Here is a 26,174-nt window from a genome sequence, read left to right on the forward strand (position 1 = left end):
CTGTGGGAGCAAAGCTTGCTCGCGACAACGGTCCGAAAATTGACATTGATGCAAGTTGGACCCTCCGTCATCGCGGGCAAGCCTTGCTCCCACAGGGGCGCAAATCTGCGACAATCGCCCCCTGCATAAAACCGACGACCCTTGCGTACCTGATGACTGACCAAGCCCCCGCTATCGACAAACTGCTGAAGAACCTCGACCACGCCATGCTCGCCGACCGTCACCGGTTGCGGCGGCAGTTGCTCGAGCTGCGCAAGAAACCCGATGAGGCCAAGCTGGCCCAGTGGGTGGCGCGCATGCAGGCGTCGTGTGACCAGGTGCTGGCGCGCAAGGCCAGCCTGCCGTTGATTCGCTACGACGACAATCTGCCGATTGCCGCCAAGCGTGACGAAATCAAGGAGGCGCTGCTCAAGCACCAGGTGCTGATCATTGCCGGCGAAACCGGGTCGGGCAAAACCACGCAGTTGCCGAAGATCTGCCTGGAAATCGGGCGCGGCCAGCATGGCCTGATCGGCCACACCCAGCCACGCCGGATTGCCGCCCGCAGCGTGGCGAGCCGGGTCGCCGAGGAACTGGCGACGCCGTTGGGCGCGCTGGTGGGTTATCAGGTGCGGTTCGAAGACCAGAGCGACACCAACACCCTGATCAAGCTGATGACCGACGGCATCCTGCTGGCCGAGACCCAGAACGACCGCTACCTCGAGCGCTACGACACGATCATCGTCGACGAAGCCCACGAGCGCAGCCTGAACATCGATTTTCTGTTGGGTTATCTCAAGACCCTGCTGCCGCGCCGTCCGGACCTGAAAGTCATCATCACCTCGGCGACCATCGACCTGGAGCGCTTCTCCAGGCACTTCGATGACGCGCCGATCGTGGAAGTCTCGGGCCGCACCTTCCCGGTGGAAACCTGGTATCGCCCGCTGACCCTTGAGCAGGACGAAGAGGGCAACCGCGTCGAGGACGACCTGACCGTCGACCAGGCGATTCTCGCCACCCTCGATGAAATCGCCGCCCATGAGCGCAGCGAGCGCCGCAGCCCCGGCGATGTGCTGGTGTTCCTGCCGGGGGAGCGGGAGATTCGTGACGCGGCGGAAATGCTGCGCAAGGCCCAGCTCAAGCACACCGAGATCTTGCCGTTGTATGCGCGCTTGTCCCCGGCCGAACAACAGCGGATCTTCCAGTCCCACCCGGGCCGTCGTGTGGTGCTGGCGACCAACGTCGCCGAAACCTCGCTCACCGTGCCGGGCATCCGCTACGTGATCGATAGCGGCACCGCGCGGATCAGCCGCTACAGCTATCGCGCCAAGGTCCAGCGCCTGCCCATCGAAGCCATTTCCCAGGCCAGCGCCAACCAGCGCAAGGGGCGTTGCGGGCGGGTCGAGCCGGGGATTTGCGTACGGCTGTACAGCGAAGAAGATTTCCTCGGACGGCCGGAATTTACCGACCCCGAGATCCTGCGCACCAACCTGGCGGCGGTGATCCTGCAGATGCTCCATCTGCGCCTGGGCGAGATCACTGATTTCCCGTTCATCGAGCCGCCGGATGGCAAGGCCATCAGCGACGGTTTCAACCTGCTGCAAGAATTGTCGGCAGTGGACCGCAACAGCCAACTGACCCCGTTGGGCCGTCAGTTGGCGCGCTTGCCGGTGGACCCGCGCATGGGGCGCATGTTGCTGGAAGCGGCGAAGCTGGGCAGCCTGCAGGAAGTGCTGATTGTCGCCAGCGCCATGTCGATCCAGGATCCGCGAGAGCGTCCGCCCGAACGTCAACAGGCCGCCGACCAGGCCCACGCTCAATGGAAGGATCCGGACTCGGACTTTGCCGGGCTGGTTAATCTGTGGCGCGGTTTTGAAGAACAACGCCAGGCCTTGACGGCCAGCCCGTTGCGCAACTGGTGCCGCAAGAACTTCCTCAATTACTTGCGCCTGCGCGAATGGCGCGACGCCCATCGCCAGTTGAGCCTGATCTGCCGCGACATGCAGTTGAGCCTCAACAAGGACCCGGCCGACTACCCGAAACTGCACAAAGCGGTGCTCTCGGGCCTGTTGAGCCAGATCGGCCAGAAAACCGAAGACGGCGACTACCTGGGCGCTCGCCAACGGCGCTTCTGGGTCCACCCTTCGTCGGGGCTGGGCAAGAAGCGTCCGCAGTGGCTGATGACCGCCGAACTGGTGGAAACCACCAAGCTGTATGCGCGCATGGTCGCCAAGATCGAACCGGACTGGATCGAACCGCTGGCCGGGCACCTGATCAAGAAAAACCACTTCGAACCCCATTGGGAGAAGAAGCGCGGACAGGTGGTGGCGTATGAACAGATCACCCTGTTCGGGCTGATCGTGGTCGGCCGTCGGCCGGTGCATTACGGGCCGGTGGACCCGGTGGTGTCGCGGGAGCTGTTCATCCGCGAAGCCTTGGTGCGTGGCGAGATCCAGTCCAAGGCCAAGTGCCTGGCGGCCAATACCCGATTGCTGGAGCAACTCGACGAGCTGGAAGCCAAGGCCCGGCGCCGTGACATCCTGGCGGACGAGGAAACCCTGTTCGCGTTCTATGACGCACGGTTGCCGGCCGAGATCCACCAGACCGCGACGTTCGACAGTTGGTACCGGATCAACAGCCAGAAAGACCCACAGTTGTTGATCATGCGCGAAGAGGACGTGTTGGCTCGCGAGGCCAGCGAAGTGACCGCCGCGCACTTCCCCGACACGTTGCGCGTCGGCGACCTGACGTTGCCCCTCAGCTACCACTTCGAACCCAACCATCCCCGCGACGGCGTGACATTGCGGGTGCCGGCGCCGCTGTTGCCGATGCTGCCGCCGGAGCGCCTGGAGTGGCTGGTGCCCGGCATGATCGAGGCCAAGTGCATTGCCCTGGTGCGCAACCTGCCCAAGGCCCTGCGCAAGAACTTCGTGCCGGTGCCGGACTTCGTCAAGGCGGCGCTGCAACGCATTACCTTCGCCGAAGGTTCGTTGCCGCAATCCCTGGGCCGCGAGCTGCTGCGCATGACCGGCGCGCGGGTCAGCGACGAAGCCTGGGCCGAAGCGGCGCAGCAAGTGGAAGGTCACCTGCGCATGAACCTGGAAATCGTCGACGGCCAGGGCAAGTTCCTCGGCGAGGGTCGCGACCTGGCCGAGCTGACAGCGCGTTTTGCCGAAGCCAGCCAGGCTGCCTTGGCCGTGCCGCAAACCGCGAAAAGCCAGGCGCCGGTGGAAGCCAAAGTCTTCGCTCCGGTGGCGGAAAAGACCCAGCAGAAGATCGCCGGGTTGTCGATGACGGTGTATCCGGCGTTGGTGGAGGAGGGCGGTGTGGTCAAGGAGGGGCGTTTCCCTACCCCGGCCGAAGCCGAGTACCAGCATCGCCGCGCCTTGCAACGGTTGTTGATGCAGCAGTTGGCGGAGTCGGCCAAGTTCCTGCGGAGCAAATTGCCGGGGCTGACGGAACTGGGCTTGCTCTACCGCGAACTGGGACGCATCGACAACCTGGTGGAAGACATCCTGCTGGCCAGTCTCGACAGCTGTGTGCTGGAAGGCGAAGCGAACCTGCCCCGTGACGGCGCCGCGCTGGCGTCCCTGGCCGAGCGCAAGCGCGGCGGCTGGACCGAACACGCCGAACGCCTGGCGAAGCTGACCCTGGATATCCTCAAGCTCTGGCACGGCCTGCAAAAGCGCTTCAAAGGCAAGATCGACCTGGCCCAGGCCGTGGCGCTGAACGACATCAAGCAACAGCTCAGTCATCTGGTGTACCCGGGCTTCGTGCGCGAAACCCCGCATCAATGGCTCAAGGAGCTGCCGCGCTACCTCAAGGCGATCGAGCAGCGTTTCGAGAAGCTGGGCAGCCAGGTGCAGAAAGACCGGGTCTGGAGCGGCGAACTGTCGAACCTCTGGGCCCAGTACCAGACCCGCGCCGGCAAACACGCCCAGGAAGGCAAGCGCGATCCGCAACTGGAGCTTTACCGCTGGTGGCTGGAGGAATACCGAGTGTCGCTGTTCGCCCAGCAGTTGGGGACCAAGGTACCTATTTCGGACAAGCGCCTGGGCAAGCAATGGGGGCAGGTGGAGCCCTGAGGCAACACCATTGATCCCTGTGGGAGCGAGCCTGCTCGCGATGAGGCAGTGTCAGTCGACATCCCTATCAACTGACAGATCGCTATCGCGAGCAGGCTCGCTCCCACAGGGCCTTGCATCTTCCACAAGGGTTTTGTGTCTTGATTGAGGGAGAATGGGCCAAACGCCAGCGTTTATGGCAAACTTCGCGCCTATAAATGCCGGTCCCGTGGTTTTGAGCTTCAATTCCCCGGGCGGATCGGAATAAAGCGATGCCAGGTCTGCTTCCCCAGGATGGGAAAAGACCCTTTGCGTATTGGTACGTCGGTACCAATACTTTCTGCCTGAACAGATCAGAGACACGACCATGCATAACGTCGTCATCAGTGGCACCGGCCTGTATACCCCGGCCAACAGCATTTCCAATGAAGAGCTGGTGCAATCCTTCAACGCCTATGTCGCGCAGTTCAATGCCGACAACGCCGAAGCCATCGAGCGCGGTGAAATCGAGGCGTTGACCGAATCCAGCGCGGCGTTTATCGAGAAAGCTTCCGGTATCAAGAGCCGCTTTGTCATGGACAAGGACGGTATCCTCGACCCGCAGCGCATGACCCCACGCCTGCCCGAACGCTCCAATGAGCAATGGTCGGTGCTCTGCGAAATGGCCATCGGCGCCGCGAAGCAGGCGCTGGAGCGTGCCGGCCGTACCGTCGCCGACATCGATGGAGTGATCGTCGCCTGCTCCAACTTGCAGCGCGCATACCCGGCCATCGCCATTGAAGTCCAGGAAGCCCTGGGCATCGAAGGGTTCGGTTTCGACATGAACGTGGCCTGCTCCTCGGCGACGTTCGGCATCCAGGCCGCGGCCAACAGCGTGCAACTGGGCCAGGCTCGGGCGATCCTGATGGTCAACCCCGAAGTGTGCACCGGTCACCTGAACTTCCGCGACCGCGACAGCCACTTCATCTTCGGCGACGCGGCCACCGCGGTGATCATCGAGCGAGCGGACCTGGCGACCTCGCCGCACCAGTTCGATGTGGTCAGCACCAAGCTGCTCACCAAGTTCTCCAATAACATCCGCAACAACTTCGGCTTCCTCAACCGCGCCGCGGAAGAGGGCATCGGCACCCGCGACAAGCTGTTCGTCCAGGAAGGCCGAAAGGTGTTCCGCGATGTGTGCCCGATGGTGGCCGAGCTGATTGGCGCTCATCTGGAAGAAAACCAGTTGAACGTCGAGCAAGTGAAGCGCTTCTGGCTGCACCAGGCTAATCTGAGCATGAATCACCTGATCGTGCGCAAGCTGCTGGGGCGCGAAGCCACTGAAGAGGAAGCCCCGGTGATCCTCGACCGCTATGCCAATACCAGCTCGGCGGGTTCGGTGATTGCGTTCCACCTGAACCAGGATGACTTGCCCAGTGGCTCGGTTGCGGTACTCAGTTCGTTTGGGGCGGGGTATTCGATTGGTAGCGTGATCCTGCGCAAACATTGATCCAGTTGTTAGCGGATTTATTGTGGCGAGGGGATAATTCCCCTCGCCACAATAGTGTCAGGCATATGAGAGCTTGAATGACTACCACCAACGACACTCAACTACTCCAACGCTTGCTGGCGGGGGAGCAGCGTGCCTACAAGGAACTGGTCAGTACCTACCAGAGCCCGATGCGTGCGGTCGCTTATGCCATCGTTGGTAGCCGCCATGCCGACGAAGTGGTGCAGGACGCCTGGCTGTCGGTGGTGCGCAACCTCAGTGGTTTCCAGGGCCGTTCCAGTCTCAAGACCTGGTTGCTGACCATTACTGCCAACGCTGCGAAGGGGCGCTACAAGCAGAACCGTCGCGAGGTGTTGCTCGACGACCTGCCATCGCCCCATGGCACATTGGGCGATGATCGTTTCGCCGCCGATGGCCACTGGCTGCTGGCGCCGTTCGCCTGGCACCAGGACACGCCGGAAGCGCTGCTGACAGAGAGCGAATTGCGCGATTGCCTTGAGCACACGCTGCTCAGCCTGTCGGAACTGCAAGGCAGCGTGTTGACCTTGCGCGAACGCCAGGGGCTGGAGCTGGAAGAAATTTGTAATCTTCTGGACATCTCGCTCTCTAACGTACGCGTGCTGTTGCATCGCGCCCGGCTAAAGGTCTTCGCGACCGTGGAACATTTCGAGGAGACCGGCGAATGCTGACCTGCAAGGAACAAGTGGCGCGTTCCAGCGATTATCTCGACGGCCAACTGAGCTTTCGCGAACGCTTGATGGTCCGTCATCACTTGATGTTCTGTCCCAACTGCCGACGCTTCATTCGCCAGATGAAGCTGATGCAGGCCACCCTCAGAAAACTCCCCGAGCCGCCCGTCCCCGACCTGGATCACCTCGCCGAAAAACTCGCCGCCGAGCGCCGCCGGCATTCACGCTGAATCTTGAGTCACCACAACACCCTGTGGGGGCGAGCCTGCTCGCGATGGGGCCGTGCCAGCCGACATCCCCGTCAACTGACAGACTGCTATCGCGAGCAGGCTCGCTCCCACAGGGGGGCGGCTGAACGAAAAAAGCCTGGCGTTGCTGAATCGGACGGATGATGGGGCCGATGCGGCAACGTCAGGTTGAAAGATGCGCGTCGAGCTTCCTTGCCCGAGCTGTAGAGCGGTGATCAGAACTTCGCTTCAGCATCCAGCTGCAGGGTGTTGATCTTCGAGTCCTTCAGCGTGGCGTTGGTGTAGTCGGAATCGGCCATGAAGTACGTCGCGCCGAGCGAGAAGTTCTTGTCCAGTTCGTAGCTCGCTTTCAGCTTGCTGCCACGCGAACCGGTGAAGCCGTTGGCGAAGTCGGAGTCGGTGAAGGCACCGACCACGGCGTTACGCTGTACGTCGCGATAGTTGTAGTCCAGGCCGAAGCCGAAGACTTTGGTCTTGGCACCCACCAGCCAGCCCATGTCCTGATCGTTGCTGGCGTCCTTGTTGTTGACCACCTGACCGTACAACGACAGTGGCATTGGCAGGCCGCCGATGTCGAGCTGGCCAAAGCCTTCATACAGCTTGAATTGTTCGTTCGCACTGTTGCCGTTGATGGCCAGGCGGCAGTTGTTGGCCGAGCAGGTGTTGTTGATGTCGTTGTCGTTATCGTAGGCGTAGATACTGCCACCCAGGGTCATTTTCAGATTGTCAGTGATCGCGAAGCGAGCGCCCAACTGGCCTGCGTAGAGTCGCAGATCGTGACGGAACTGCTTGCCTTCGCCGTCCACGTTGTCCTTGAGGGTGTAGTGGCCGGCGCTGCCGAACAATTCGGTGTTGGCGCCCAGCGGGTACTTGTAGGAAGCCGACAGACCTTCGGGGCTGATGTCGCTATCCCAGATGATGTCGCCCATGCTCACCCATTGCTGGGGCATTTTGCCGCCCACGAGGTGCAGGTTCTTGATGGCGTCCGGGTGGTAGTCGACGTAACCCTGGTCCAGCCACAGGTCCTTCTTGGTGAAGTTGTTGTCCAGACTTTGGTTGGTGGAGCGCGAATCGTTGTCGCTGCCGGTGGCGATGCGGATGCCGGTGTCCACTTGCGGGTTGATTTCGCTGTAGGTACCCAGACGAACGCGGATACGTTGGCGATCCTGGTCACCGGTGTTCGAGACGCCGTCGTTTTTCACGGTTTCATGACGGAAGCGCACGTCACCTTTGAACTGGGTCTTGGCCGCCCACGCCAGTTTCTGGTCGAAGGAGCTCAGCTCGTTGGCTTTCTTCGCGGTCGCGGCGATCTGTTCGTTGGTTTCCTGCTGAGCCTGGCGAGCGATCTGTTGTTCTTTTTGATCCCGGGCCAGTTCGGCTTGCAGTTCGGTGTACTGCGCGGTGGTAATCGAACCGTTGGCCTTGAGCATGTCGAGCAGTTTGGCGTCGACTGCGGCGCTGGCCGGTACACTCATGGCCAGCAGCAGACCCCCGCACAGGGCCGCCGCAGTTTTCGTGGAAGCAAGACGCATATCAATCTCCGAAGGATGAGAGGGGATGACGGGATCATCCGGGACACAACCGACCGTTGAAGGACGGAAACCGTGACCGGGTTAGAACCCGGCGCTCTAAAAACTGGCGCCAGTATCGCGATGGTTTATGACAAGGTGGTGGCAATGTGATGGCGCGCCGGTGACGATTCAGTGGCTTTTCTGAACGTGTTCCGGCAGGTCTTGTCGTCGTCGCGAGATGTGGAACTCGCGGTGATAAGCGATACTTGCGAGGCTCTGAATCGCGAAGTGGAGAAGAATCGATGCCGTTGCAGCGCCTGCACAGACTGTCTGAAATATCGCCACGCACCTGGGATGCCCTGGTACCGCAGAGCCAGCCGTTTCTGCGCCACGCCTTCCTCAGCGCGCTGGAGGACAGCGGCAGTGTCGGCCCGCATTCCGGATGGCAGCCCGAGCATTTGTTGCACACGGACGGTGACCGGTTGATCGCCGCATTGCCCAGCTATCGAAAGTGGCATTCCTACGGCGAGTACGTGTTCGATCATGGCTGGGCGGACGCTTGCGAGCGTGCCGGCATCGACTATTACCCGAAACTGCTGACTGCTGTGCCTTTCAGCCCTGTCAGCGGACCGCGTCTACTGGCGGCGACGGTCGAGGACGGTTTTGAGTTGCTCAAGAGTTTGCCGGGCTACCTGGAAATCGAAGGGCTAAGCAGTGCGCACATCAACTTTACCGATCCCTTCACCGATAAGGCGCTGGCCGCGCAAGAGGACTGGATGCAGCGGGTCGGCTGCCAGTACCACTGGCATAATCGCGACTATCGGGACTTTCAGGATTTTCTCGACGCACTCAGCTCCCGAAAGCGCAAGCAGATGCGCAAGGAGCGCGAACAGGTGGCGGGGCAGGGCATTGACTTCGAGTGGTTCGAGGGGCATCAACTGGACGAGGCGCAGTGGGATTTTGTCTACGCCTGCTACGCCAATACCTACGCCGTGCGCCGACAGGCTCCGTACCTGACCCGGGGATTTTTCAGCCTGCTGGCCGAACGCATGCCCGAGGCCATTCGCGTGGTGCTGGCCAGGCAAGGATCACGGTCTGTGGCGATGGCGTTCAGTCTGGTAGGGGGTGACAGTTTCTATGGGCGCTACTGGGGCTGCCTGGCAGAATTCGACCGCCTGCACTTTGAAACCTGTTTCTACCAAGGCATGGACTACGCGATTGCCCAAGGTTTGCGGCGATTCGATGCCGGTGCCCAGGGCGAGCACAAACTGATTCGCGGTTTCGAGCCGGTGATTACCCGCTCCTGGCATTACTTGCGCCATCCGGGGTTGAAAGCGGCGGTGGCGGATTTCCTTATTCGGGAGCAGGCGGGAGTATTGGCGTATGCCGAGGAGGCGAGGGGGGCGTTGCCGTATCGGCAGTGCTGAGTCCACTGGCTGAAATGGACCCCAGTGGCGAGGGGATTCATCCCCGCTGGGCTGCGAAGCAGCCCCAAGAGAGATCCAACTCAATCTGCCTGATACACCGAGGTGTCAGGCTTTAGGGCTGCTGCGCAGCCCAGCGGGGATGAATCCCCTCGCCACAGATAAATCCCCCTTGCCACAGGTGGTTGAGTCAGGTTTCAGTCGATCCCCACAAACCCTCCCGTCTGATGCTGCCACAACCGCGCGTACAACCCGCCATGGGCCAGCAGTTCGGCGTGGCTGCCGGTTTCGGCGATGCGGCCGTTTTCCAGCACCACCAGCCGATCCATCCGGGCAATGGTCGAGAGGCGGTGGGCGATGGCGATCACGGTCTTGCCTTGCATCAGCGTCTCGAGGCTTTCCTGGATCGCCGCTTCCACTTCCGAGTCGAGTGCTGACGTCGCTTCGTCCATGATCAGGATCGGTGCATCCTTGAGCAGCACCCGGGCAATGGCGATGCGCTGGCGCTGGCCGCCGGAGAGTTTCACGCCGCGTTCCCCCACATGGGCGTCGAAGCCGGTGCGGCCCTGGGCGTCCGACAGCAGCGGGATGAACTCATCGGCACGAGCCTTGCGCACGGCTTCCCAGAGCTGTGCGTCGGTGGCGTCGGGCTTGCCGTAAAGCAGGTTGTCGCGAATCGAGCGGTGCAGCAGCGAGGTGTCCTGGGTGATCATGCCGATCCGTTCGCGCAGGCTCTCCTGGCTCACCTCGGCGATGTCCTGGCCGTCGATGAGGATCCGCCCGGCCTCGACGTCATAAAGACGCAGCAGCAGGTTGACCAGGGTGGATTTCCCCGCGCCGGACGGGCCGATGAGACCAATCTTTTCCCCGGGCTTGATCACCAGGTTCAAGTCGCCGATCACACCGCTCTGCTTGCCGTAGTGGAAATCCACATGCTCGAAACGCACTTCGCCCCGGCCTACGACCAATGGCCTGGCGTGTTCGCGGTCGGTGACGCTGACCGGTTGGGCAATGGTCTGCAGGCCGTCCTGGACCATGCCGATGTTTTCGAAGATGCCGTTGACTACCCACATGATCCAGCCGGACATGTTGACGATACGGATCACCAACCCGGTCGCCAGGGCAATGGCGCCGACGCTGATCAGTGACTGGGTCCACAGCCACAGCGCCAGACCGGTGGTACCGACGATCAGCAGCCCGTTCATGCTGGTAATAACCACGTCCATGCTGGTCACCACGCGGCCGGCCAACTGGGCTTTTTCGGTCTGCTCCTGGATGGCTTCGCGAGCGTATTGCTGTTCGAAATTAGTGTGGGCGAACAGCTTCAGCGTGGTGATGTTGGTGTAGCCGTCGACGATCCGGCCCATGAGCTTGGAGCGGGCATCGGACGACACCACCGAGCGCTCTTTGACTCGTGGCACGAAGTAATAGAGCGAGCCGATGTAGGCGGCGATCCACAGCAGCAGGGGAATCATCAGGCGCCAGTCGGCTTCGGCGAACAGCACCAGCGAGCTGATGGCATAGATCAGCACGTGCCACAATGCGTCCACGGCCTGCACCGCTGAGTCACGCAGGGAGTTGCCGGTCTGCATGATGCGCTGGGCAATGCGTCCGGCGAAGTCGTTCTGGAAAAAATTCAGGCTCTGCTTGAGCACATAGCTGTGGTTCTGCCAGCGGATCAGGCTGGTCATGCCGGGGCTCAGGGTCTGGTGCACCAGCAGGTCATGCAAGGCCACGAAAATGGGTCGCAGGACCAGCGCCACCACTGCCATCCACGCCAGTTCCAGACCATGGATCTTGAAGAAGTCGACGTTGGGCGTGCCTTGGGCCAGGTCGATGATGCGACTCAGGTAACTGAACAGCGCCACTTCGATCAGTGCGCCGATCAGGCCCACCACCAGCAGGACGGCGAAGCTCGGCCAGACTTGTCTCAGGTAATACGTATAGAAGGGCAGGACGCGGTTCGGCGGGGCAGAACTGGGGGCGTCGTGGAAGATGTCGATCAGCTTTTCGAAACGGCGATAAACCATGGTAAACAGCCCGGGCAGGGCGCTCCTTGTTTGCTGTGAGCGGCGCGGGATCGCCGTCGCCGCTCAGGCTTGCCCTGTACCTTCAGTCAGTCGATGCGCTTGGCCGACTTGATGATCACAGGGTCGATCGGCACGTTTTGCATGCCTTGCTTGGTGGTGGTCTGGGAGTTGACGATGATGTCCACGACGTCCATGCCCTTGACCACTTTGGCGAACACGGCATAACCGGCGTCACGGCCTGGGTCGAGGAACGCGTTGTCCGCCACGTTGATGAAGAACTGGCTGGTGGCCGAGTTCGGATCGGAAGTGCGGGCCATCGACAAGGTGCCGCGAACGTTATGCAGGCCATTGCTGGCTTCGTTCTTGATCGGCGCCTTGGTGTCTTTTTGTTGCATCTGCTGGGTGAAGCCACCGCCCTGGGCCATGAAGCCCGGGATCACACGGTGGAAAATCGTGTTGTTGTAGAAGCCGCTGTCCACGTACTCGAGGAAGTTCTTGGTACTGATGGGCGCCTTGACCGGGTCCAGTTCGATTTCGATCTGGCCGTTGGTGGTGTCCAGCAACACGTGTGGTGCGGGTGCGGCCATCAGGTTGGCGGCAAACAGGATGGAGCCGGCGGCGAGGGCGATCTTTTTCAGCATGGGTTCATTGATCCTGGGTGGTGGAATCGATTGCGATCAAAAAGTCGAGCAGGGTTTGGTTGAAGCGTTCGGGTTGGTCCAGCGGAGTAGCGTGCCTTGAATCGGTGAAGACCACCAGCCGTGCATCGGGCAGCAGTTTTACATAGGCTTCTTTCAGTGCCACCGGGGTGTAGTCATGGTCGGCGCAGATGACGAGGGTTGGACAGGCCACCTGCGAAAGTCGTTCCTGGACACCCCAGCCCACGACGGCATCGAAGCTGGCGAGATAAGCATGTTTGTCGTTTTTTGCCCAGCGCCGGGCCATTTCAAAGCGTAAATCCGCCTGATCGGGTTTGGGAAACAGCTTGGCCCCCAGAGCCTTGCCGATGGTCTCCAGGCTGAGGATACGCATCAGGCTCCAGCGCTTGAACCACTGCCAGCAGTCGTCCAGGGTGCGGACCTTAACTTGCGGCGCGCTGTTGACGATGCACAGGCTCTTGACCCGCCCGGGCTCATCCACGGCCAACTGAAAGGCGATCATGCCACCCATGGACCAGCCCACCAGGTGCACCGGGCCCAGGCGCAGGTGTTCGATCAGGGCAATCAGGTCGGCGCTGAAACCTTCAATGCTGTAGGGACCGCGGGGTTTATCGGAGCGTCCATGGCCGCGCACATCCACCACGATCAGGCGGTAATGGGCGGATAACACCGGGATCTGTTTTTCCCAATCCAGGGTGCTGGAGCCCAGCCCATGGACCAGCAGCAGGGGGGCGCCGTGGCCGTATTCCTCGTAGTGCAGATTGCAGTCTTCGTGTGCGAAATAGGCCATGGCGAACTCCTTGTCAGGCTTGTTCAGGGGCGGCGAACGGCGCATCCAGCGGCGCGGTATCGAAGGTGCGCAGCAGTTCGATGAGGATCTGCGTGGCCGGGCCCAGGGGTTTTTCCTTGTTCGAATACAGGTAGAAACTCGGGTTGCGGCTGCCCCCCTGGTCCAAGGGTAGCCGCTTGAGCGTGCCTTCCCGCAGTTCCCGCTCGATCATGTGCCGGGGCAGCCAGGCAAAGCCCAGGCCGCTGCTGACGAAGGTCGCGGCGGTGGCAAGGCTGCCGACGGTCCAGCGTTGCTCGGCACCGAGCCAGCCGACGTCCCGGGGTTGCTGGCGACCGGAATCACGGATCACCACTTGCAACTGGCTTTCCAGGTCCTGGAACGTCAGCTCACGATTGAGTCGATGCAACGCGTGTTCGGGATGGGCCACCGCGACGAACTCCACGTCGCTCAGCTCCGCCCCGAGGTAGCCGGGGATGCTGAAGCCAACGATGGCCAGGTCAGCGACGCCTTCGAGCAGCACCTCTTCCACGCCCGACAGCACTTCTTCACGCAGGCGCACCCGGCAGCCGCGGCTCTGCGGCATGAACGCCGCCAGGGCTCGGACGAGGCGGGCACTGGGGTAGGCGGCGTCGACCACCAGCCGTACTTCCGCTTCCCAGCCTTGTTCCATGTGATGGGCCAGGTCTTCCAGTTGGCTGGCCTGTTTCACCAGTTGCCGGGAGCGCCGCAACAGCACGCCACCGGCTTCGGTCAGCACCGCTTTGCGTCCATCGATACGCAGCAAGGGCACGCCGAGCTGATCCTGCATGCGGGCCACGGTATAGCTCACCGACGATTGGGAGCGGTGCAGCACGTCGGCGGCCTGGGCGAAACCGCCGTGGTCCACCACGGCCTGCAACGTTCGCCATTGATCAAGGGTCACGCGGGGCGCTTTCATATTGAGCTCCTCTTGTCCTAAGCTGGCGGTCCCTTGGTGGAGACAACCGAATGAAGAAAATCTGTTGTGCAGTGCTGGCCATGTTGCCGCTGACTGCGTTCGCGTACCCGATCGACGTGGAAAAACACCTCGACGGTCTGAAGATCGACTACACCGCCTACGACACTGATGCCGACATCGGCTCTATCCAGGTCAACAACTACGGCAGCACCGACGCGGCCTGCACCGTGGTGTTTCGCAATGGTCCGGAAGCCCCTCGTACCCGCAAGGTCGAGGTGGCCGCCGGCAAGTTCAAGAACGCCACCGCCAAGTTCAACCGCAACATCATCAAGCTGCGCATCGAACTGACCTGTAAGCCAAAGTAATCCGAAACTGGGACGCTGGTTCAGCTTATAAACGAATTTATCGATGCTTTGCAGCAAATATTTGCGCTTTTTCATCGATATAGTCCCTATTAGTCTCTGCTCCATCGACTGACAACTCATTCAGATGGAGCCTACATCCCATGTCCCGCGTTCTGATCATTGAAAGCAGTGCCCGCCAGCAAGACTCGGTTTCCCGTCAACTGACCCAGACCTTCATCAAGCAGTGGAAAGCCGCTCACCCGGCCGATGAAATTAATGTCCGCGACCTCGCCGTCAATGCCGTGCCTCATCTGGACGCCAACCTGTTGGGTGGCTGGATGAAGCCCGCCGAGCAGCGCAACGACATCGAGAACGCCTCGCTGGAGCGCTCCAACCAACTGACCGATGAGCTGTTGGCCGCCGATGTACTGGTGATGGCCGCGCCGATGTACAACTTCGCCATCCCCAGTACCTTGAAAGCCTGGCTCGACCACGTGCTGCGTGCCGGCGTGACCTTCAAGTACACCCCCACCGGACCTCAAGGCCTGCTGACTGGCAAACGTGCTTTCGTGCTGACCGCCCGCGGCGGCATCCACGCCGGTGGCAGCTCCGATCACCAGGAACCCTACCTGCGCCAGGTCATGGGTTTCATCGGGATCCACGACGTGACCTTCATCCATGCCGAAGGCATGAACCTGGGCGGTGACTTCCAGGAGAAGGGCTTGAATCAGGCCAACGCCAAACTGTCCCAGGTCGCCTGACTTGTTAATCCTCGGGTAATCGTTGAGTGGTCTAGTGGCTTGGCGATTCCCTTCAAGCCGTTTCGCGCATCAAACCTCCCTTTGCACTTATTGCTCCTGAGTGCCATAGCCCGATTGAACGCATTGGCGAGATCGGGCTTTTTTTTGGAAAATGGTTTTTGACCGCTCTTCACTCTATGCTGGGCGCACAGTATGGAGGCTGTGAAGATGTTTAAACTCAGGCGGAAAACATGGGCATTGCTGTTGGTCTACATCGTAGGGGTCAGTGGCTACATCTATTACCTCTATGTTGAGACTCAGGGAATCCTGACTGACAACATCAACAGCAAGCTGCTGCATGCCGCGCTGGGTGCTTCGGCCATCCTCGGTGACGGCTATCATGACAACCTGATCGACAAACAGTCCAAATCGCCGGCGCAGGACTGGGACGCCATTCAGCGGCTTTCCAGTTTCAACGAGTCAATGGGCACTGCCTTTGTCTACAGCGTGATCAAGCGTGATGGAAAGGCGTATCTGATCAGTTCCAGCGCATCGAAGAAGGAAATCGAGGAGAAGAACTTCGTGCGATTCTTCGATCCTTATCCCGATGCCAGCCAGGCGCTACTCGACAGCTTTGAGCGCAGCGAGCCTACCTGGATCGACTACTCGGATCATTGGGGGGACTTTCGCGCCGTCTTCGTTCCAATGAAGTCGAAGGACGGTACGATTTATGTGGCGGGGGCGGAGATGACGCTGGCGGACTACTACCACCAACTCAATCAGGATTCGCTGCACCATATCATTCTTGCCATTCTGGTTTTTCTCGCATTCAGTCTCTTCCGCACTCGCGGTCATCTCCAGCAGTTGCAAACGAACGAACGGATATTGAACGAGGCAAAAAATGCCGCCGAGGAAGCAGACCGTTCAAAAACCAGATTTTTAGCCACCATGAGTCATGAAATCCGTACCCCCATGTACGGGGTCATCGGCGCAACCGAACTGCTGGCACGTTCGCCCCTGACCGTCGAGCAGAACAACCTTCTGAAGACGATTCATACCAGTGGACGAAGCTTGTTGTCGCTGATCGACAACGTTCTCGATCTTGCAAAAATCGAAGCGGGCAGACTTGAGTTGAAGCCTCGTGTATTTGAAGTGCGAACGCTGGTTTCATCCAGCGTTGAAATCATCCAGCAAAACATCAAGGACAAGCCGATCGTCATTGAGACTCAGGTTTCCGCAAGCGTACCCCGTTGGGTTAAAACCGATCTCGATTGCCTGCGCCAGATACTGGTCAATCTGCTGGGCAACGCGGTCAAGTTCACCGAAACCGGAAAAGTATCGCTCGTGGTCACGACGAGCCAACACGACGCTGGTGCCCGACTCGACGTTTCCATACACGATACCGGCATAGGCATCCCCGAAGAGCGGCAAGACAGTCTGTTCGAGCCCTTCGTTCAGCTGAAAGGACAGGCCAGTCAACGTTTCAGTGGGAGTGGCCTCGGTCTTTCAATCTGCAAGAAACTGGTCGAAGCCCAGCAGGGGACTTTATCTTTTACCAGCCAAGCGGGTATCGGTTCTACGTTCTCCTTCTCGCTCCCCCTGGAGCCATTCCGAGGCTCGGAAATCCCCTTGGGCGAGGACCAGGTGGCTGTGGGTTTCGACTCATCTTTTGCCAAGCGTTACCCGCTCGATATCCTGCTGGTGGAGAACCATCCGGTGAACCAGAAAGTGGCCATGGGGATGCTGGAAGCGCTAGGGTATGCCCCGGATCTTGCACCCGATGGCCTGGAGGCGGTCAGGCGTTGTGCGATTTCGAGGCCCGAGGTCATTCTCATGGACATCAACATGCCTGGTATGGATGGGGTGGAAGCGATCCGCAAGATCCGTACGCTGCCCCAGGGCAGTGCTTGTTACATGGTTGCCTTTACCGCGAGTGTCTTTACCCATGAGGTCGAACGTTTCAAGGCGGCCGGTGCCGACGACATTCTTGCCAAACCGGCGAATTTCCAGGCCATGACTAGGGTGCTTCAGCGTGCAGCCAACGATCGCCAGCAACGCCAGGTCCGTACGCCGGAAGATGAAGTTTCCTCTTGAAGTGGACCTGGGGATAAACGCCATCACCTGAACAGTCAGTGTCGCAGAACTCTGTGACGAGGGGATGAATCCCCTCGCCACAAGAGCTGTGTATAGCTTCTATTTTTTCTTAACTGGCAGGCATTGGCGTATGGGCTATCTACTTTTTGTGACGTTGATCCAGGCTTTTTCCTTCAGCCTGATCGGTGAATACCTGGCCGGGCACGTGGACAGTTATTTCGCGGTGCTGGTCCGAGTGCTGCTGGCCGGGCTGGTATTCATTCCCTTGACCCGCTGGCGCCAGGTTGAAGCGTCGTTCATGCGCGGGATGCTGTTGATCGGTGCCTTGCAGTTCGGCGTGACCTACGTTTGCCTGTACCTGAGCTTCCGGGTGCTGACGGTGCCCGAGGTGCTGCTTTTCACCATCCTCACGCCGCTGCATGTGACCTTGATCGAAGACGCGCTGAACCGCCGTTTCAATCCCTGGGCACTGGTGGCTGCGCTGGTGGCCGTGGCCGGCGCGGCGGTGATTCGCTATGACCGGATCAATCCGGATTTCTTCATGGGCTTTCTTCTGCTGCAACTGGCCAACTTCACCTATGCGGCCGGGCAGGTGCTGTACAAGCACCTGGTGGCCCGTCACCCGAGCGCCCTGCCGCACTACCGGCGTTTCGGCTACTTCTACCTCGGTGCGCTGGCGGTGGCGTTGCCGGCTTTCCTGCTGTTCGGCAAGGCGGATTTCTGGCCCGAAGCACCACTGCAATGGGGCGTACTGCTGTTCCTCGGCCTAGTCTCCACGGCACTGGGGCTGTACTGGTGGAACAAGGGCGCCTGCCTGGTCCAGGGCGGAACCTTGGCGGTGATGAACAATCTGCACGTGCCTGTAGGGCTGTTGTTGAACCTGCTGATCTGGAACCAGCACGAGGCATTGGGCCGGTTGTTCCTGGGCGGCGGTGTCATTCTGCTTGCGGTGTGGATCAGTCGGTTGAGCCTGCGCAAGCCGCAGCCTGTCTAGTCGCCAGTTGTTCGACCAGGAAGTCGATGAAGGCCCGGGTTTTCTGTGGCAGGCGCCGGGCTGACGAATACACCGCGTTGATGCTGATCGCCGGCGCTTGCCATTCGCACAGCACCGGCACCAGCCGCCCGGCCGCCAGAGCGTCTTCCACAATGAAATCGGGCAACAGCGCAATGCCCATGCCGGCCTCGGCGGCCTGCGCCAGCAAGTCGCCGTTGTTGACGTGCAAGGGGCCGGTGACATTGACCCGTTGCGTCTCCTTGCCATTGCTCAATTGCAGGCTCACGCCACTTTGCAGGTAGCCGTAGTTGAGGCACTGGTGGGTGCGCAGGTCCTGGGGCGTCTGCGGGACGCCCGCACGGCTTAGATAGGCCGGGGCGGCAACCATGATGCGCGGCGCCGGCGCCAGTTGCCGGGCGATCATGGTCGAGTCGGGCATGCTGGCGATGCGAATGGTCACGTCGAAACCGCCGCGCACCGGATCGACCTGCTGGTCGCTGAGTACCACTTGCAGTTCGATGTTCGGATGCCGCTCATGGAACAGCGGAATCAGCTTGCCCAGCCGTCGCAGGCCGAACGACATCGGCGCGTTGACCCGCAACACCCCGCGTAATTCACCGATCCCGTCCCGTGCCCGCTGTTCGGCCTCATCCAGTGCAGCCAGAACCTCTCGGGCCGCATCGAAATACTCAGCGCCTGCTTCGGTGAGATGCAGGCTGCGCGTGGTGCGTTGCAGCAATTGCACGCCGATGGATTCTTCCAGCGCTTGAATCTGCTTGCTGACCTTCGACCTCGGCACATCCATGGCCCGGGCGGCTGCCGCGAAGCCGTTCTCGCCCACAGTGACGACGAACGCGCGCATGCATTCGATGCGATCCATGATTGTTCCTTTTTTAGAATCAATGATTCTCGATTTTAGGTAATTGTCCCTTTTATGGCCAGCCCCTAAAGTACACCCATGCCGACGACATCACCGCTGAAGCGAACGTCGACAAACCCTAACCGATTGAAATCTCGACATTAAAAAGGAACACACCATGTCTATCCGCGAACTGCTGAATCCAACCAACTCCGCCCTGATCCTGATCGACCACCAGCCACAAATGGCCTTCGGCGTACAGTCGATCGACCGTCAGACCTTGAAGAACAACACCGTCGGCCTGGCCAAGGCAGCGAAGATCTTCAACGTACCGACGATCTACACCTCGGTCGAAACCGAAAGCTTCAGCGGCTACATCTGGCCTGAGTTGTTGGCAGTCCACCCGGATCAGAAGCCTATCGAGCGTACTTCGATGAACTCCTGGGAAGACAAGGCGCTGGTCGACGCGGTGAAAGCCACCGGCCGCAAGAAACTGATCATCGCGGCGCTGTGGACCGAGGTCTGCCTGACCTTCCCGGCACTGGAAGCACTGGCTGAAGGCTACGAGGTCTACATCGTCACCGACGCCTCGGGCGGCACCAGCAAAGAGGCGCACGACATGTCGGTACAGCGGATGATTCAGGCCGGTGCGGTGCCGGTGACCTGGCAACAAGTGCTGCTGGAATACCAGCGTGACTGGGCACACAAAGAGACTTACGAGGCGGTGATGGAGCTGGTGCTGGAACACAGCGGCGCTTATGGCATGGGCGTGGACTACGCCTACACCATGGTGCACAAGGCTGCGCAGCGTCAGGTCAAGTAACTAGACAACAGCTACAACCCCTGTGGGAGCGAGCCTGCTCGCGATAGCAATCAGTCAGACGACATCAATGTCGCCGGGGATTGCCAATCGCGAGCAGGCTCGCTCCCACATGGGTTTATGGTGTCCATGACTTTTGGCTATGACACATGACCTGTGGGAGCCGAGCTTGCTCGCGATGACGGCGGCACATTCAAAAGAGATGTGACTGACCCACCGCCATCGCGAGCAAGCTAGGCTCCCACAAGGATCGGTGGTGAATTCAGATCACCTGCTTCTGCCCCTCCGGCACATGACTCGCCCCCAGCACCGCCGGCAGCAACCCCGAACGCAAATCCATGCCGCTGGGCTGTTGGTACAGGTTCAAGCCGAACTCCGGCATCACCGCCAGCAGATAGTCGAAAATATCCCCTTGGATGCGTTCGTAGTCGGCCCATGCGGTGGTGCGGGTAAAGCAGTAGATTTCCAGCGGGATGCCCTGGGCCGTGGTCTGCATCTGGCGGACCATGCAGGTCATGTTCGGCTGGATTTCGGGGTGGCTCTTCAAGTAAGCCAGGGCATAGGCCCGAAAGGTGCCCAGGTTGGTCATCCGGCGACGGTTGGCCGACATCGCCGCAACATTGCCCTGGGCTTCGTTCCAGGCCTTGAGCTCGGCCTGTTTGCGGCTGATGTAATCGGTCAGCAGGTGCACCTGGGTCAGGCGCTGTTCTTCCTCATCGTGCAGGAAACGCACGCCGCTGGCGTCGATGAACAGGCTGCGCTTGATCCGTCGTCCACCGGATTGCTGCATGCCGCGCCAGTTCTTGAACGATTCGGACATCAGCCGCCAGGTCGGGATCGAGACGATGGTCTTGTCGAAATTCTGCACCTTGACTGTGTGCAGGGTGATGTCCACCACATCACCGTCGGCGCCGACCTGGGGCATTTCGATCCAGTCGCCGACTCGCAACATGTCGTTGCTGGTCAGTTGCACGCTGGCGACGAACGACAGCAGGGTGTCCTTGTACACCAACAGGATCACCGCCGACATCGCACCCAGGCCCGATAACAGCAACAACGGCGAACGATCGATCAGGGTGGCGACGATGATGATCGCGCCAAACACATACAGCACCATTTTCGTCAGTTGCACATAGCCTTTGATCGAGCGGGTCCGAGCATGTTCGGTGCGGGCGTAGAGATCCAGCAGGGCATTGAGCAGGGCGCTGAGAGTCAGCATCATGAACAGGACGGTGAAGGCCGTCGCGACATTGCCGAGGAACACCAGGCTGGTTTTGCTGAGCCCGGGCACCAGGGGCAGACCGAACTGGATGAGCAGCGAGGGGGTCATCTGCGCCAGGCGATGGAAGACCTTGTTGTGGCGCAGGTCGCTGACCCAATGCAGGGCCGGCTGGCGACCGAGCAACTTGGCGCCGTGCAGAATCAGGTACCGCGCCACGCGTCCGAGCACCAGGGCAATGGTCAGCAGCAACACCAGGGCGAGGCCGGAATGCAGGAGCGGGTGCTGGTCGAGGGCGCCCCAGAGGTCTTGGATATTGAGCCAGAGCTGTTTGATGTCCATGGGCGAAACGGGTCTTCTATTGAAATGCGACGGGGGATTAGAGCATTTAAGCCTGTCGAAGTGACCGTTGATGGCGGCTCGGGCGTGAAAAAAGCCACTGATTGTCGCCGTTTGCATAAAGAAACTCGGCCTTCGCGCCTGAAACCGTTACCCTATGCAGCTGTTTTTTTGCATTTCTTCGAGGTAGCACCCGTGTTTTCCGAATTCGCCCTGCACGAACGCCTGCTCAAAGCCGTGGCCGAGCTTAAATTTGTCGAGCCAACGCCAGTGCAGGCAGCGGCCATTCCGCTCGCGCTCCAGGGGCGTGACCTGCGGGTGACGGCGCAGACCGGCAGCGGCAAGACCGCCGCGTTCGTGTTGCCGATCCTCAACCGCCTGATCGGCCCGGCCAAGGTCCGTGTCAGCATCAAGACTCTTATCCTGTTGCCGACCCGCGAACTGGCCCAGCAGACCTTGAAGGAAGTGGAGCGCTTCTCGCAGTTCACCTTCATCAAGTCCGGCCTGATCACTGGTGGCGAAGACTTCAAGGTCCAGGCTGCCATGCTGCGCAAGGTGCCGGACATCCTGATCGGTACGCCGGGGCGGATGATCGAACAACTGAACGCCGGCAACCTCGATCTGAAGGAAGTCGAAGTGCTGGTGCTGGACGAAGCCGACCGCATGCTCGACATGGGCTTTGCCGAAGATGTGCAGCGCCTGGTAGACGAGTGCGCCAACCGCCAGCAGACCATGCTGTTCTCCGCCACCACCGGCGGCTCGGGCCTGCGGGAGATGGTTGCCAAGGTGCTGAACAACCCGGAGCACTTGCAGCTCAATGCGGTCAGCCAACTGAACTCCACGACTCGTCAGCAGATCATCACGGCTGACCACAACGTCCACAAAGAACAGATTGTGAACTGGTTGCTGGCCAACGAAACCTACGAAAAAGCCATCGTGTTCACCAACACCCGGGCCATGGCCGACCGCATCTACGGCCGCCTGGTGGCACAGGAATACAAGGCGTTCGTGCTGCACGGCGAGAAGGACCAGAAGGACCGCAAGCTGGCGATCGATCGCCTCAAGCAGGGCGGTGTGAAGATCCTCGTGGCCACCGACGTCGCCGCGCGCGGCCTGGACGTGGAAGGCCTGGACCTGGTCATCAACTTCGACATGCCCCGTAGTGGTGACGAGTACGTGCACCGCATTGGCCGTACCGGGCGCGCCGGCAATGACGGCCTGGCGATCTCGCTGATCTGCCATGGCGACTGGAACCTGATGTCGAGTATCGAGCGCTACCTCAAGCAGAGCTTCGAGCGCCGCACCATCAAGGAAGTCAAAGGCACCTACGGCGGACCGAAAAAGGTCAAGGCCTCGGGCAAGGCCGTTGGCGCGAAGAAGAAAAAGGTCGACGCCAAGGGCGACAAGAAGAAGACCGCCGCCAAGGCCCCGACCAAGCGCAAGACCGCCAACCGTCCGAAGGCCGACGCCCCGGCGCTGGTCAGCAAGGACGGCATGGCCCCGCTCAAGCGTCGCAAGCCGCAGGTGCCTGCGGCTGAGTGAATCGGCCGTAAGGCTGTATAAAAGAACCGGACCTTGGGTTAATGCCAGTCAGTTAAGGATCAAATGGCACAACCCCTGTGGGAGCAAAGCTTGCTCGCGATAGCGACAGATCAGTCAACGTTGTTGCTGACTGACTTACCGCAATCGCGAGCAAGCTTTGCTCCCACAGGTTTGTGGCTTAACTGATCGGCATTAGAACCTTGGGTCCGGTTTTTTTATGCGTATTCGCCAAGCAATCAACCTGCCTTCTTCCCCGCATCCTTCAATTCCTCCAGGCGCTTATCAATCAACTGGCACTTGTCCGGCACCTCCTTGCTGGCGGTTTCCAGATCCATGGCCTGCAGCTCATCATTCATTTCCTTGGCCTTGGCCGGGTTCTGTTGGGTGAGCTTGCTCACTTCCTGAGCGAGCTGTTCACGCTTGGCGGTGGCTTCTTCCGGGCTGCAAGTGGCCCAAGCGGGCAGGGCGCAGGTGAGCGTGGCGGCGAGGGTGAATGTCAGAAGGATTTTCATGATGTGGGTCTCGTATTCCTTGTTGGGCAGGTAATGGGTTGAGGCCGATGTCGGGTGGAAAGTTCATTGACCGCCGTCCTGGTGACTTCTTTTCGGAATGGCCCTGGCCGATATTAAACAGTCGACTACCATGGAAAAACGACCGATGGCGTTGCGCCTGCAATGCTGGGCCGCTTCTTGACCAGGATTATTCAAAGGAATGAAAGCTATGACCCTTAGAGCGGTATTCAGCCGACTGATGTTGTGCCTGTGCAGCGTGTTCGCGGTCTCATCGACTTATGCGGAAAGCGTGATCATTGCTACTCCGCAACGAGGTGTGGGGATTGAAGTGGATGTATTCGATAGTCCTGATGCCATCAATGGAAAACCGTCTGTAACCAGCAGTGTGCCAGCCACTTCGGTTGGGTTGTTTACACCCGCAGTGCAATCGTTCAAAGGCAAGCTGTATATGTTCTGGGTCAGCGATAATGATACCGCTCATATCTATTTTTCCACTTCGGTGGAGGGAAATAATTGGTCTCCTCCACAGCCCATCCCCGTCGCCAACATCCTGGGTAATGTTTCAGTAACGGTGTTCAAGCAAAAGCTGATACTGACCTTTACCGGCCAGGCTCAAATAAACAGCATCAGTTCCGAAGATGGCATGAGCTGGTCCAGCGTCAGTCCTGTCACGGCCTCCAGTGATGCGGCCTATAACAGTCCTGTGGTGTACAACGGACAATTGTTTGTTTTCTACTGCGAAGAGGACGATAGCACTGTTTACTACGTAACCTCGGACGACGGTCTTCAGTGGAGCCAGCCAAATCTCGGGTTCAAGGAGAATGCTTACAGGATCCTGAGCATAGTGCCGGTGGTTTATAACGGTGAACTGTTGCTCTACTACTCTTATGATATTGGCCATTTGGCCGTGCGTGCCTACGACCGCAGTGCTCATTGGGGTGATGAGCAAACGCTGTCGGGTATAGCCAATGAGCTTCTGTTGAGCCGCGCAACAATGATTGGCAACCGAATTTTCATCAGCAGTGGCACTAATACGTTCGCTTCAACCGACGGGGTCAACTGGAGTCCCTATTTTTCCAAAACGTTCGGGGATTTGACGGGCGCGCCGGGACTGGGTGTTTCCTATGCCATTACCACAGGCGATCTGACGACGGACAACCCGCAGCTGCCTGCGGACCTGGCGACGGGGCTCAGCCATACCGACTATGCAACCTTCGCCTGGCGGAGCTTTTTCGCCCTGAACAATACGGCCAAGACCCCGTTGCCGGCTAACCGTGGCGTCGGCAATCCCGACAGCAGCTTTGCCGATTCGGGCAAGGCTTCACAATCTCCCAACCCCTTGTTGTGGCAAACCTTTGCTCACCGTACCGAGCTGTTTCCGGGGGCAAAAGAGCAAAAAAACTCCGCAGGCGGTCCTATGCGCCCGTTTGGTTCCGAGCCTCAATACAGCTACATCCAGTTCCCCACCGGAGCACCCTTGGCGGCAGGCGCTACCTATGCCCATTACAACAATCTGGACGAGGCGACCCAGATAGGGCAGAACGCGATATTTTTCCCGGTCAACCCGCCGAATGCGGCGAAGACAGGAAGCGACTATGCCCCTTCGAACGACAGTCAGATCCTGTTCGAGGCCAAGGCCAACCCTGTCGTTTACGAATACGCGAGAACCCTGAGCAGTCTTCCAGACCATATCGTGCTGCCCGACGGTGCGGTGGAGGTCAAGGCAGCATGGCGCAAGCTGGCAGACATTCCGGTAAAGAATCGCGCGCGCTACCATACGGCGACGGTGGTGACCTATCAGGGTAAAGATGATGCGCCGGTGGCGCACAATGAAGACTACGCGCTGGTCGCCCTGCATATCATCCACAAGACGCCCAACTATCCGACTTTCATATTCGCAACGTTCGAGCACGAGGATGCCCTGACCTTGTCCGATGGCAAGTCGCCGAGCGGACTCTATTACATCGCCAACTACAACACGATTGCCTACCCCGGTCTCGATCCTGCAGACAATCCCCCGACCGCCACCTTCTCCGACGGCAACAAAACCCATACGGTCCCTTTGCCTAAGGCGGGGCTCGTCGCCATGGCAAATCTGATTCCGCCGGTCTACTCCAACAGTAACGGGATTCCCGAGGGGCAGGCCGGCCCGATCCGAGTGGTGCAACCGCCGACCATTTATTCCGAGGTTGAAGCGGTGAACAACAGGGTCAAACAGCTCATGGACGGCAGCAGTGAGTTCGATAATTCGGTCTGGAAGCACTATCGCCTTAAAGGCGTGCAAGCCATCCCGTCGAGCACTCAAACCGATCCGGATTACTACCTGGCCAATATCATGGTCGAAAGTAGCCAGCCGGGGATTCAGCTGTTTCGTGGAAGCAATGTATTCCCGATTCCGAATGACAACACCCTGACCAATGCGCGCAACCACGCGAACATCAATGTGCCGGATTACGCTCACAGTACTCAAAGCCTGACCATGGGTGGCTGCATGGGGTGTCACGGCATTGCCCAGAGTTCGCTGAAACAAGGTTTCAGTTTTCTGTTCGATGCCATCAATCCTACGCTCGGTAATAAACAAACCGGCTTTGCGAACCCGGAGACCGTAGGCTTGCCGGACCCGCGCACGATGAAGGAACGAGCCCTGAAATACTCTTTCGGTCCCCGGAATAGGGAGGCTATTGAGAAGGAGGCAAGTAGCAGACAAACACCTTGAGCGGTGAAGCGCGCAAGCACGGATAACCCCGCCTGCTGAAGCGGGCACCGCGCGCTTCGAAAAAAACCGGACGCAGGGTCTAATGCCACTCAGTTAAGCCACAAACCTGTGGGAGCAAAGCTTGCTCGCGATTGCGGTAAGTCAGCCAGCAGCAATGTTGACGGGGCTGTCGTTA

The 26,174-nt window shown here is 59.7% G+C and carries 20 protein-coding genes; 12 read left to right on the forward strand and 8 right to left on the reverse strand.

The genetic code is table 11. From position 1 onward, the window contains the following. Positions 1 to 152 precede the first annotated feature (152 nt). The 4 genes from hrpA (at position 153) to QZH45_RS08700 (ending at position 6,451) form a co-directional block, all read left to right on the forward strand. Entirely contained in the window at positions 153 to 4,064 is a 3,912-nt protein-coding gene (gene hrpA / locus QZH45_RS08685; RefSeq protein ID WP_055135334.1) for an ATP-dependent RNA helicase HrpA, read from the forward strand. Between the two features lie 346 nt (positions 4,065 to 4,410). Further along, positions 4,411 to 5,532 (forward strand): beta-ketoacyl-ACP synthase III, encoded by a 1,122-nt coding sequence (locus tag QZH45_RS08690; protein ID WP_024780430.1) that lies wholly within the window; start codon positions 4,411 to 4,413, stop codon positions 5,530 to 5,532. A gap of 77 nt (positions 5,533 to 5,609) precedes the next feature. After that, positions 5,610 to 6,221, forward strand: a complete 612-nt coding sequence (locus QZH45_RS08695; RefSeq protein ID WP_024780431.1) for an RNA polymerase sigma factor — start codon at positions 5,610 to 5,612, stop codon at positions 6,219 to 6,221. Continuing rightward, positions 6,215 to 6,451: an anti-sigma factor family protein gene (locus tag QZH45_RS08700; protein ID WP_024780432.1), complete on the forward strand. Its 237-nt coding sequence runs from the start codon at positions 6,215 to 6,217 to the stop codon at positions 6,449 to 6,451. Before QZH45_RS08695 ends, QZH45_RS08700 begins: the two co-directional genes overlap by 7 nt. 233 nt (positions 6,452 to 6,684) lie before the next feature. Here QZH45_RS08700 and QZH45_RS08705 read toward each other — a convergent pair whose 3' ends face one another. After that, positions 6,685 to 8,001 (reverse strand): putative porin, encoded by a 1,317-nt coding sequence (locus QZH45_RS08705; protein WP_432783656.1) that lies wholly within the window; start codon positions 7,999 to 8,001, stop codon positions 6,685 to 6,687. A gap of 281 nt (positions 8,002 to 8,282) precedes the next feature. Here QZH45_RS08705 and QZH45_RS08710 point away from each other — a divergent pair, with 281 nt between their 5' ends. Next, a complete protein-coding gene (locus tag QZH45_RS08710; protein ID WP_053192943.1) occupies positions 8,283 to 9,407 on the forward strand; it encodes a GNAT family N-acetyltransferase in 1,125 nt (374 codons plus the stop codon). A gap of 194 nt (positions 9,408 to 9,601) precedes the next feature. Here the strand turns inward: QZH45_RS08710 and QZH45_RS08715 are convergent, their stop codons facing one another. The 4 genes from QZH45_RS08715 to QZH45_RS08730 form a co-directional block, all read right to left on the reverse strand. Next, a complete protein-coding gene (locus QZH45_RS08715) occupies positions 9,602 to 11,434 on the reverse strand; it encodes an ABC transporter ATP-binding protein (protein WP_055136218.1) in 1,833 nt (610 codons plus the stop codon). A gap of 86 nt (positions 11,435 to 11,520) precedes the next feature. Then, a complete protein-coding gene (locus tag QZH45_RS08720; RefSeq protein WP_053192941.1) occupies positions 11,521 to 12,075 on the reverse strand; it encodes a peptidylprolyl isomerase in 555 nt (184 codons plus the stop codon). A 4-nt stretch (positions 12,076 to 12,079) separates the two neighbouring features. Next, positions 12,080 to 12,883 (reverse strand): alpha/beta fold hydrolase, encoded by an 804-nt coding sequence (locus QZH45_RS08725; RefSeq protein WP_024780437.1) that lies wholly within the window; start codon positions 12,881 to 12,883, stop codon positions 12,080 to 12,082. A gap of 13 nt (positions 12,884 to 12,896) precedes the next feature. Beyond that, complete coding sequence (locus QZH45_RS08730; RefSeq protein ID WP_053192940.1) at positions 12,897 to 13,820, reverse strand: LysR family transcriptional regulator; 924 nt, start codon at positions 13,818 to 13,820, stop codon at positions 12,897 to 12,899. 50 nt (positions 13,821 to 13,870) lie between these two features. Here QZH45_RS08730 and QZH45_RS08735 point away from each other — a divergent pair, with 50 nt between their 5' ends. The 4 genes from QZH45_RS08735 (at position 13,871) to QZH45_RS08750 (ending at position 17,992) form a co-directional block, all read left to right on the forward strand. Continuing rightward, on the forward strand, positions 13,871 to 14,185 hold the full coding sequence (locus QZH45_RS08735; protein ID WP_055136219.1) for a hypothetical protein: 315 nt from the start codon (positions 13,871 to 13,873) through the stop codon (positions 14,183 to 14,185). A 140-nt stretch (positions 14,186 to 14,325) separates the two neighbouring features. Further along, entirely contained in the window at positions 14,326 to 14,925 is a 600-nt protein-coding gene (locus tag QZH45_RS08740) for an FMN-dependent NADH-azoreductase (RefSeq protein ID WP_024780440.1), read from the forward strand. A 207-nt stretch (positions 14,926 to 15,132) separates the two neighbouring features. Next, the gene (locus tag QZH45_RS08745; protein ID WP_055136220.1) at positions 15,133 to 16,998 is read left to right on the forward strand and encodes an ATP-binding protein; all 1,866 of its coding nucleotides are present in this window, start codon (positions 15,133 to 15,135) and stop codon (positions 16,996 to 16,998) included. Positions 16,999 to 17,128: 130 nt separating this feature from the next. Beyond that, positions 17,129 to 17,992 carry a carboxylate/amino acid/amine transporter gene (locus QZH45_RS08750; RefSeq protein WP_055136221.1) on the forward strand — a complete coding sequence of 288 codons (864 nt, stop codon included), beginning with the start codon at positions 17,129 to 17,131 and terminating at the stop codon, positions 17,990 to 17,992. Here QZH45_RS08750 and QZH45_RS08755 read toward each other — a convergent pair. Then, positions 17,955 to 18,872: a LysR family transcriptional regulator gene (locus tag QZH45_RS08755; RefSeq protein WP_055136222.1), complete on the reverse strand. Its 918-nt coding sequence runs from the start codon at positions 18,870 to 18,872 to the stop codon at positions 17,955 to 17,957. The two genes, QZH45_RS08750 and QZH45_RS08755, sit on opposite strands and share 38 nt — an antisense overlap. Before the next feature lie 157 nt (positions 18,873 to 19,029). Here QZH45_RS08755 and QZH45_RS08760 point away from each other — a divergent pair, with 157 nt between their 5' ends. Beyond that, positions 19,030 to 19,674: a hydrolase gene (locus QZH45_RS08760; protein WP_024780444.1), complete on the forward strand. Its 645-nt coding sequence runs from the start codon at positions 19,030 to 19,032 to the stop codon at positions 19,672 to 19,674. A gap of 259 nt (positions 19,675 to 19,933) precedes the next feature. Here QZH45_RS08760 and QZH45_RS08765 read toward each other — a convergent pair whose 3' ends face one another. Beyond that, the gene (locus QZH45_RS08765; RefSeq protein WP_024781018.1) at positions 19,934 to 21,232 is read right to left on the reverse strand and encodes a mechanosensitive ion channel family protein; all 1,299 of its coding nucleotides are present in this window, start codon (positions 21,230 to 21,232) and stop codon (positions 19,934 to 19,936) included. 192 nt (positions 21,233 to 21,424) lie between these two features. Here QZH45_RS08765 and QZH45_RS08770 point away from each other — a divergent pair, with 192 nt between their 5' ends. Beyond that, complete coding sequence (locus QZH45_RS08770; RefSeq protein WP_024781017.1) at positions 21,425 to 22,771, forward strand: DEAD/DEAH box helicase; 1,347 nt, start codon at positions 21,425 to 21,427, stop codon at positions 22,769 to 22,771. 236 nt (positions 22,772 to 23,007) lie between these two features. Here the strand turns inward: QZH45_RS08770 and QZH45_RS08775 are convergent, their stop codons facing one another. Beyond that, positions 23,008 to 23,283 carry a hypothetical protein gene (locus tag QZH45_RS08775; protein WP_024781016.1) on the reverse strand — a complete coding sequence of 92 codons (276 nt, stop codon included), beginning with the start codon at positions 23,281 to 23,283 and terminating at the stop codon, positions 23,008 to 23,010. A gap of 199 nt (positions 23,284 to 23,482) precedes the next feature. Between QZH45_RS08775 and QZH45_RS08780 the strand changes: the two genes are divergently transcribed. Continuing rightward, the gene (locus tag QZH45_RS08780) at positions 23,483 to 25,999 is read left to right on the forward strand and encodes a glycoside hydrolase (protein ID WP_237140472.1); all 2,517 of its coding nucleotides are present in this window, start codon (positions 23,483 to 23,485) and stop codon (positions 25,997 to 25,999) included. The last annotated feature ends 175 nt before the right edge of the window (positions 26,000 to 26,174 follow it).

Source organism: Pseudomonas corrugata, from assembly GCF_050920615.1.
In the GTDB taxonomy this organism is placed as follows: domain Bacteria; phylum Pseudomonadota; class Gammaproteobacteria; order Pseudomonadales; family Pseudomonadaceae; genus Aquipseudomonas; species Aquipseudomonas corrugata.

Bases quoted from the DNA above. Each gene is read 5' to 3' on its own strand.
- hrpA (WP_055135334.1), top strand. From the start codon at position 153: ATGACTGACCAAGCCCCCGCTATCGACAAACTGCTGAAGAACCTCGAC.
- QZH45_RS08690 (WP_024780430.1), top strand. From the start codon at position 4,411: ATGCATAACGTCGTCATCAGTGGCACCGGCCTGTATACCCCGGCCAAC.
- QZH45_RS08695 (WP_024780431.1), top strand. From the start codon at position 5,610: ATGACTACCACCAACGACACTCAACTACTCCAACGCTTGCTGGCGGGG.
- QZH45_RS08700 (WP_024780432.1), top strand. From the start codon at position 6,215: ATGCTGACCTGCAAGGAACAAGTGGCGCGTTCCAGCGATTATCTCGAC.
- QZH45_RS08705 (WP_432783656.1), bottom strand. From the start codon at position 8,001: ATGCGTCTTGCTTCCACGAAAACTGCGGCGGCCCTGTGCGGGGGTCTG.
- QZH45_RS08710 (WP_053192943.1), top strand. From the start codon at position 8,283: ATGCCGTTGCAGCGCCTGCACAGACTGTCTGAAATATCGCCACGCACC.
- QZH45_RS08715 (WP_055136218.1), bottom strand. From the start codon at position 11,434: ATGGTTTATCGCCGTTTCGAAAAGCTGATCGACATCTTCCACGACGCC.
- QZH45_RS08720 (WP_053192941.1), bottom strand. From the start codon at position 12,075: ATGCTGAAAAAGATCGCCCTCGCCGCCGGCTCCATCCTGTTTGCCGCC.
- QZH45_RS08725 (WP_024780437.1), bottom strand. From the start codon at position 12,883: ATGGCCTATTTCGCACACGAAGACTGCAATCTGCACTACGAGGAATAC.
- QZH45_RS08730 (WP_053192940.1), bottom strand. From the start codon at position 13,820: ATGAAAGCGCCCCGCGTGACCCTTGATCAATGGCGAACGTTGCAGGCC.
- QZH45_RS08735 (WP_055136219.1), top strand. From the start codon at position 13,871: ATGAAGAAAATCTGTTGTGCAGTGCTGGCCATGTTGCCGCTGACTGCG.
- QZH45_RS08740 (WP_024780440.1), top strand. From the start codon at position 14,326: ATGTCCCGCGTTCTGATCATTGAAAGCAGTGCCCGCCAGCAAGACTCG.
- QZH45_RS08745 (WP_055136220.1), top strand. From the start codon at position 15,133: ATGTTTAAACTCAGGCGGAAAACATGGGCATTGCTGTTGGTCTACATC.
- QZH45_RS08750 (WP_055136221.1), top strand. From the start codon at position 17,129: ATGGGCTATCTACTTTTTGTGACGTTGATCCAGGCTTTTTCCTTCAGC.
- QZH45_RS08755 (WP_055136222.1), bottom strand. From the start codon at position 18,872: ATGGATCGCATCGAATGCATGCGCGCGTTCGTCGTCACTGTGGGCGAG.
- QZH45_RS08760 (WP_024780444.1), top strand. From the start codon at position 19,030: ATGTCTATCCGCGAACTGCTGAATCCAACCAACTCCGCCCTGATCCTG.
- QZH45_RS08765 (WP_024781018.1), bottom strand. From the start codon at position 21,232: ATGGACATCAAACAGCTCTGGCTCAATATCCAAGACCTCTGGGGCGCC.
- QZH45_RS08775 (WP_024781016.1), bottom strand. From the start codon at position 23,283: ATGAAAATCCTTCTGACATTCACCCTCGCCGCCACGCTCACCTGCGCC.
- QZH45_RS08780 (WP_237140472.1), top strand. From the start codon at position 23,483: ATGAAAGCTATGACCCTTAGAGCGGTATTCAGCCGACTGATGTTGTGC.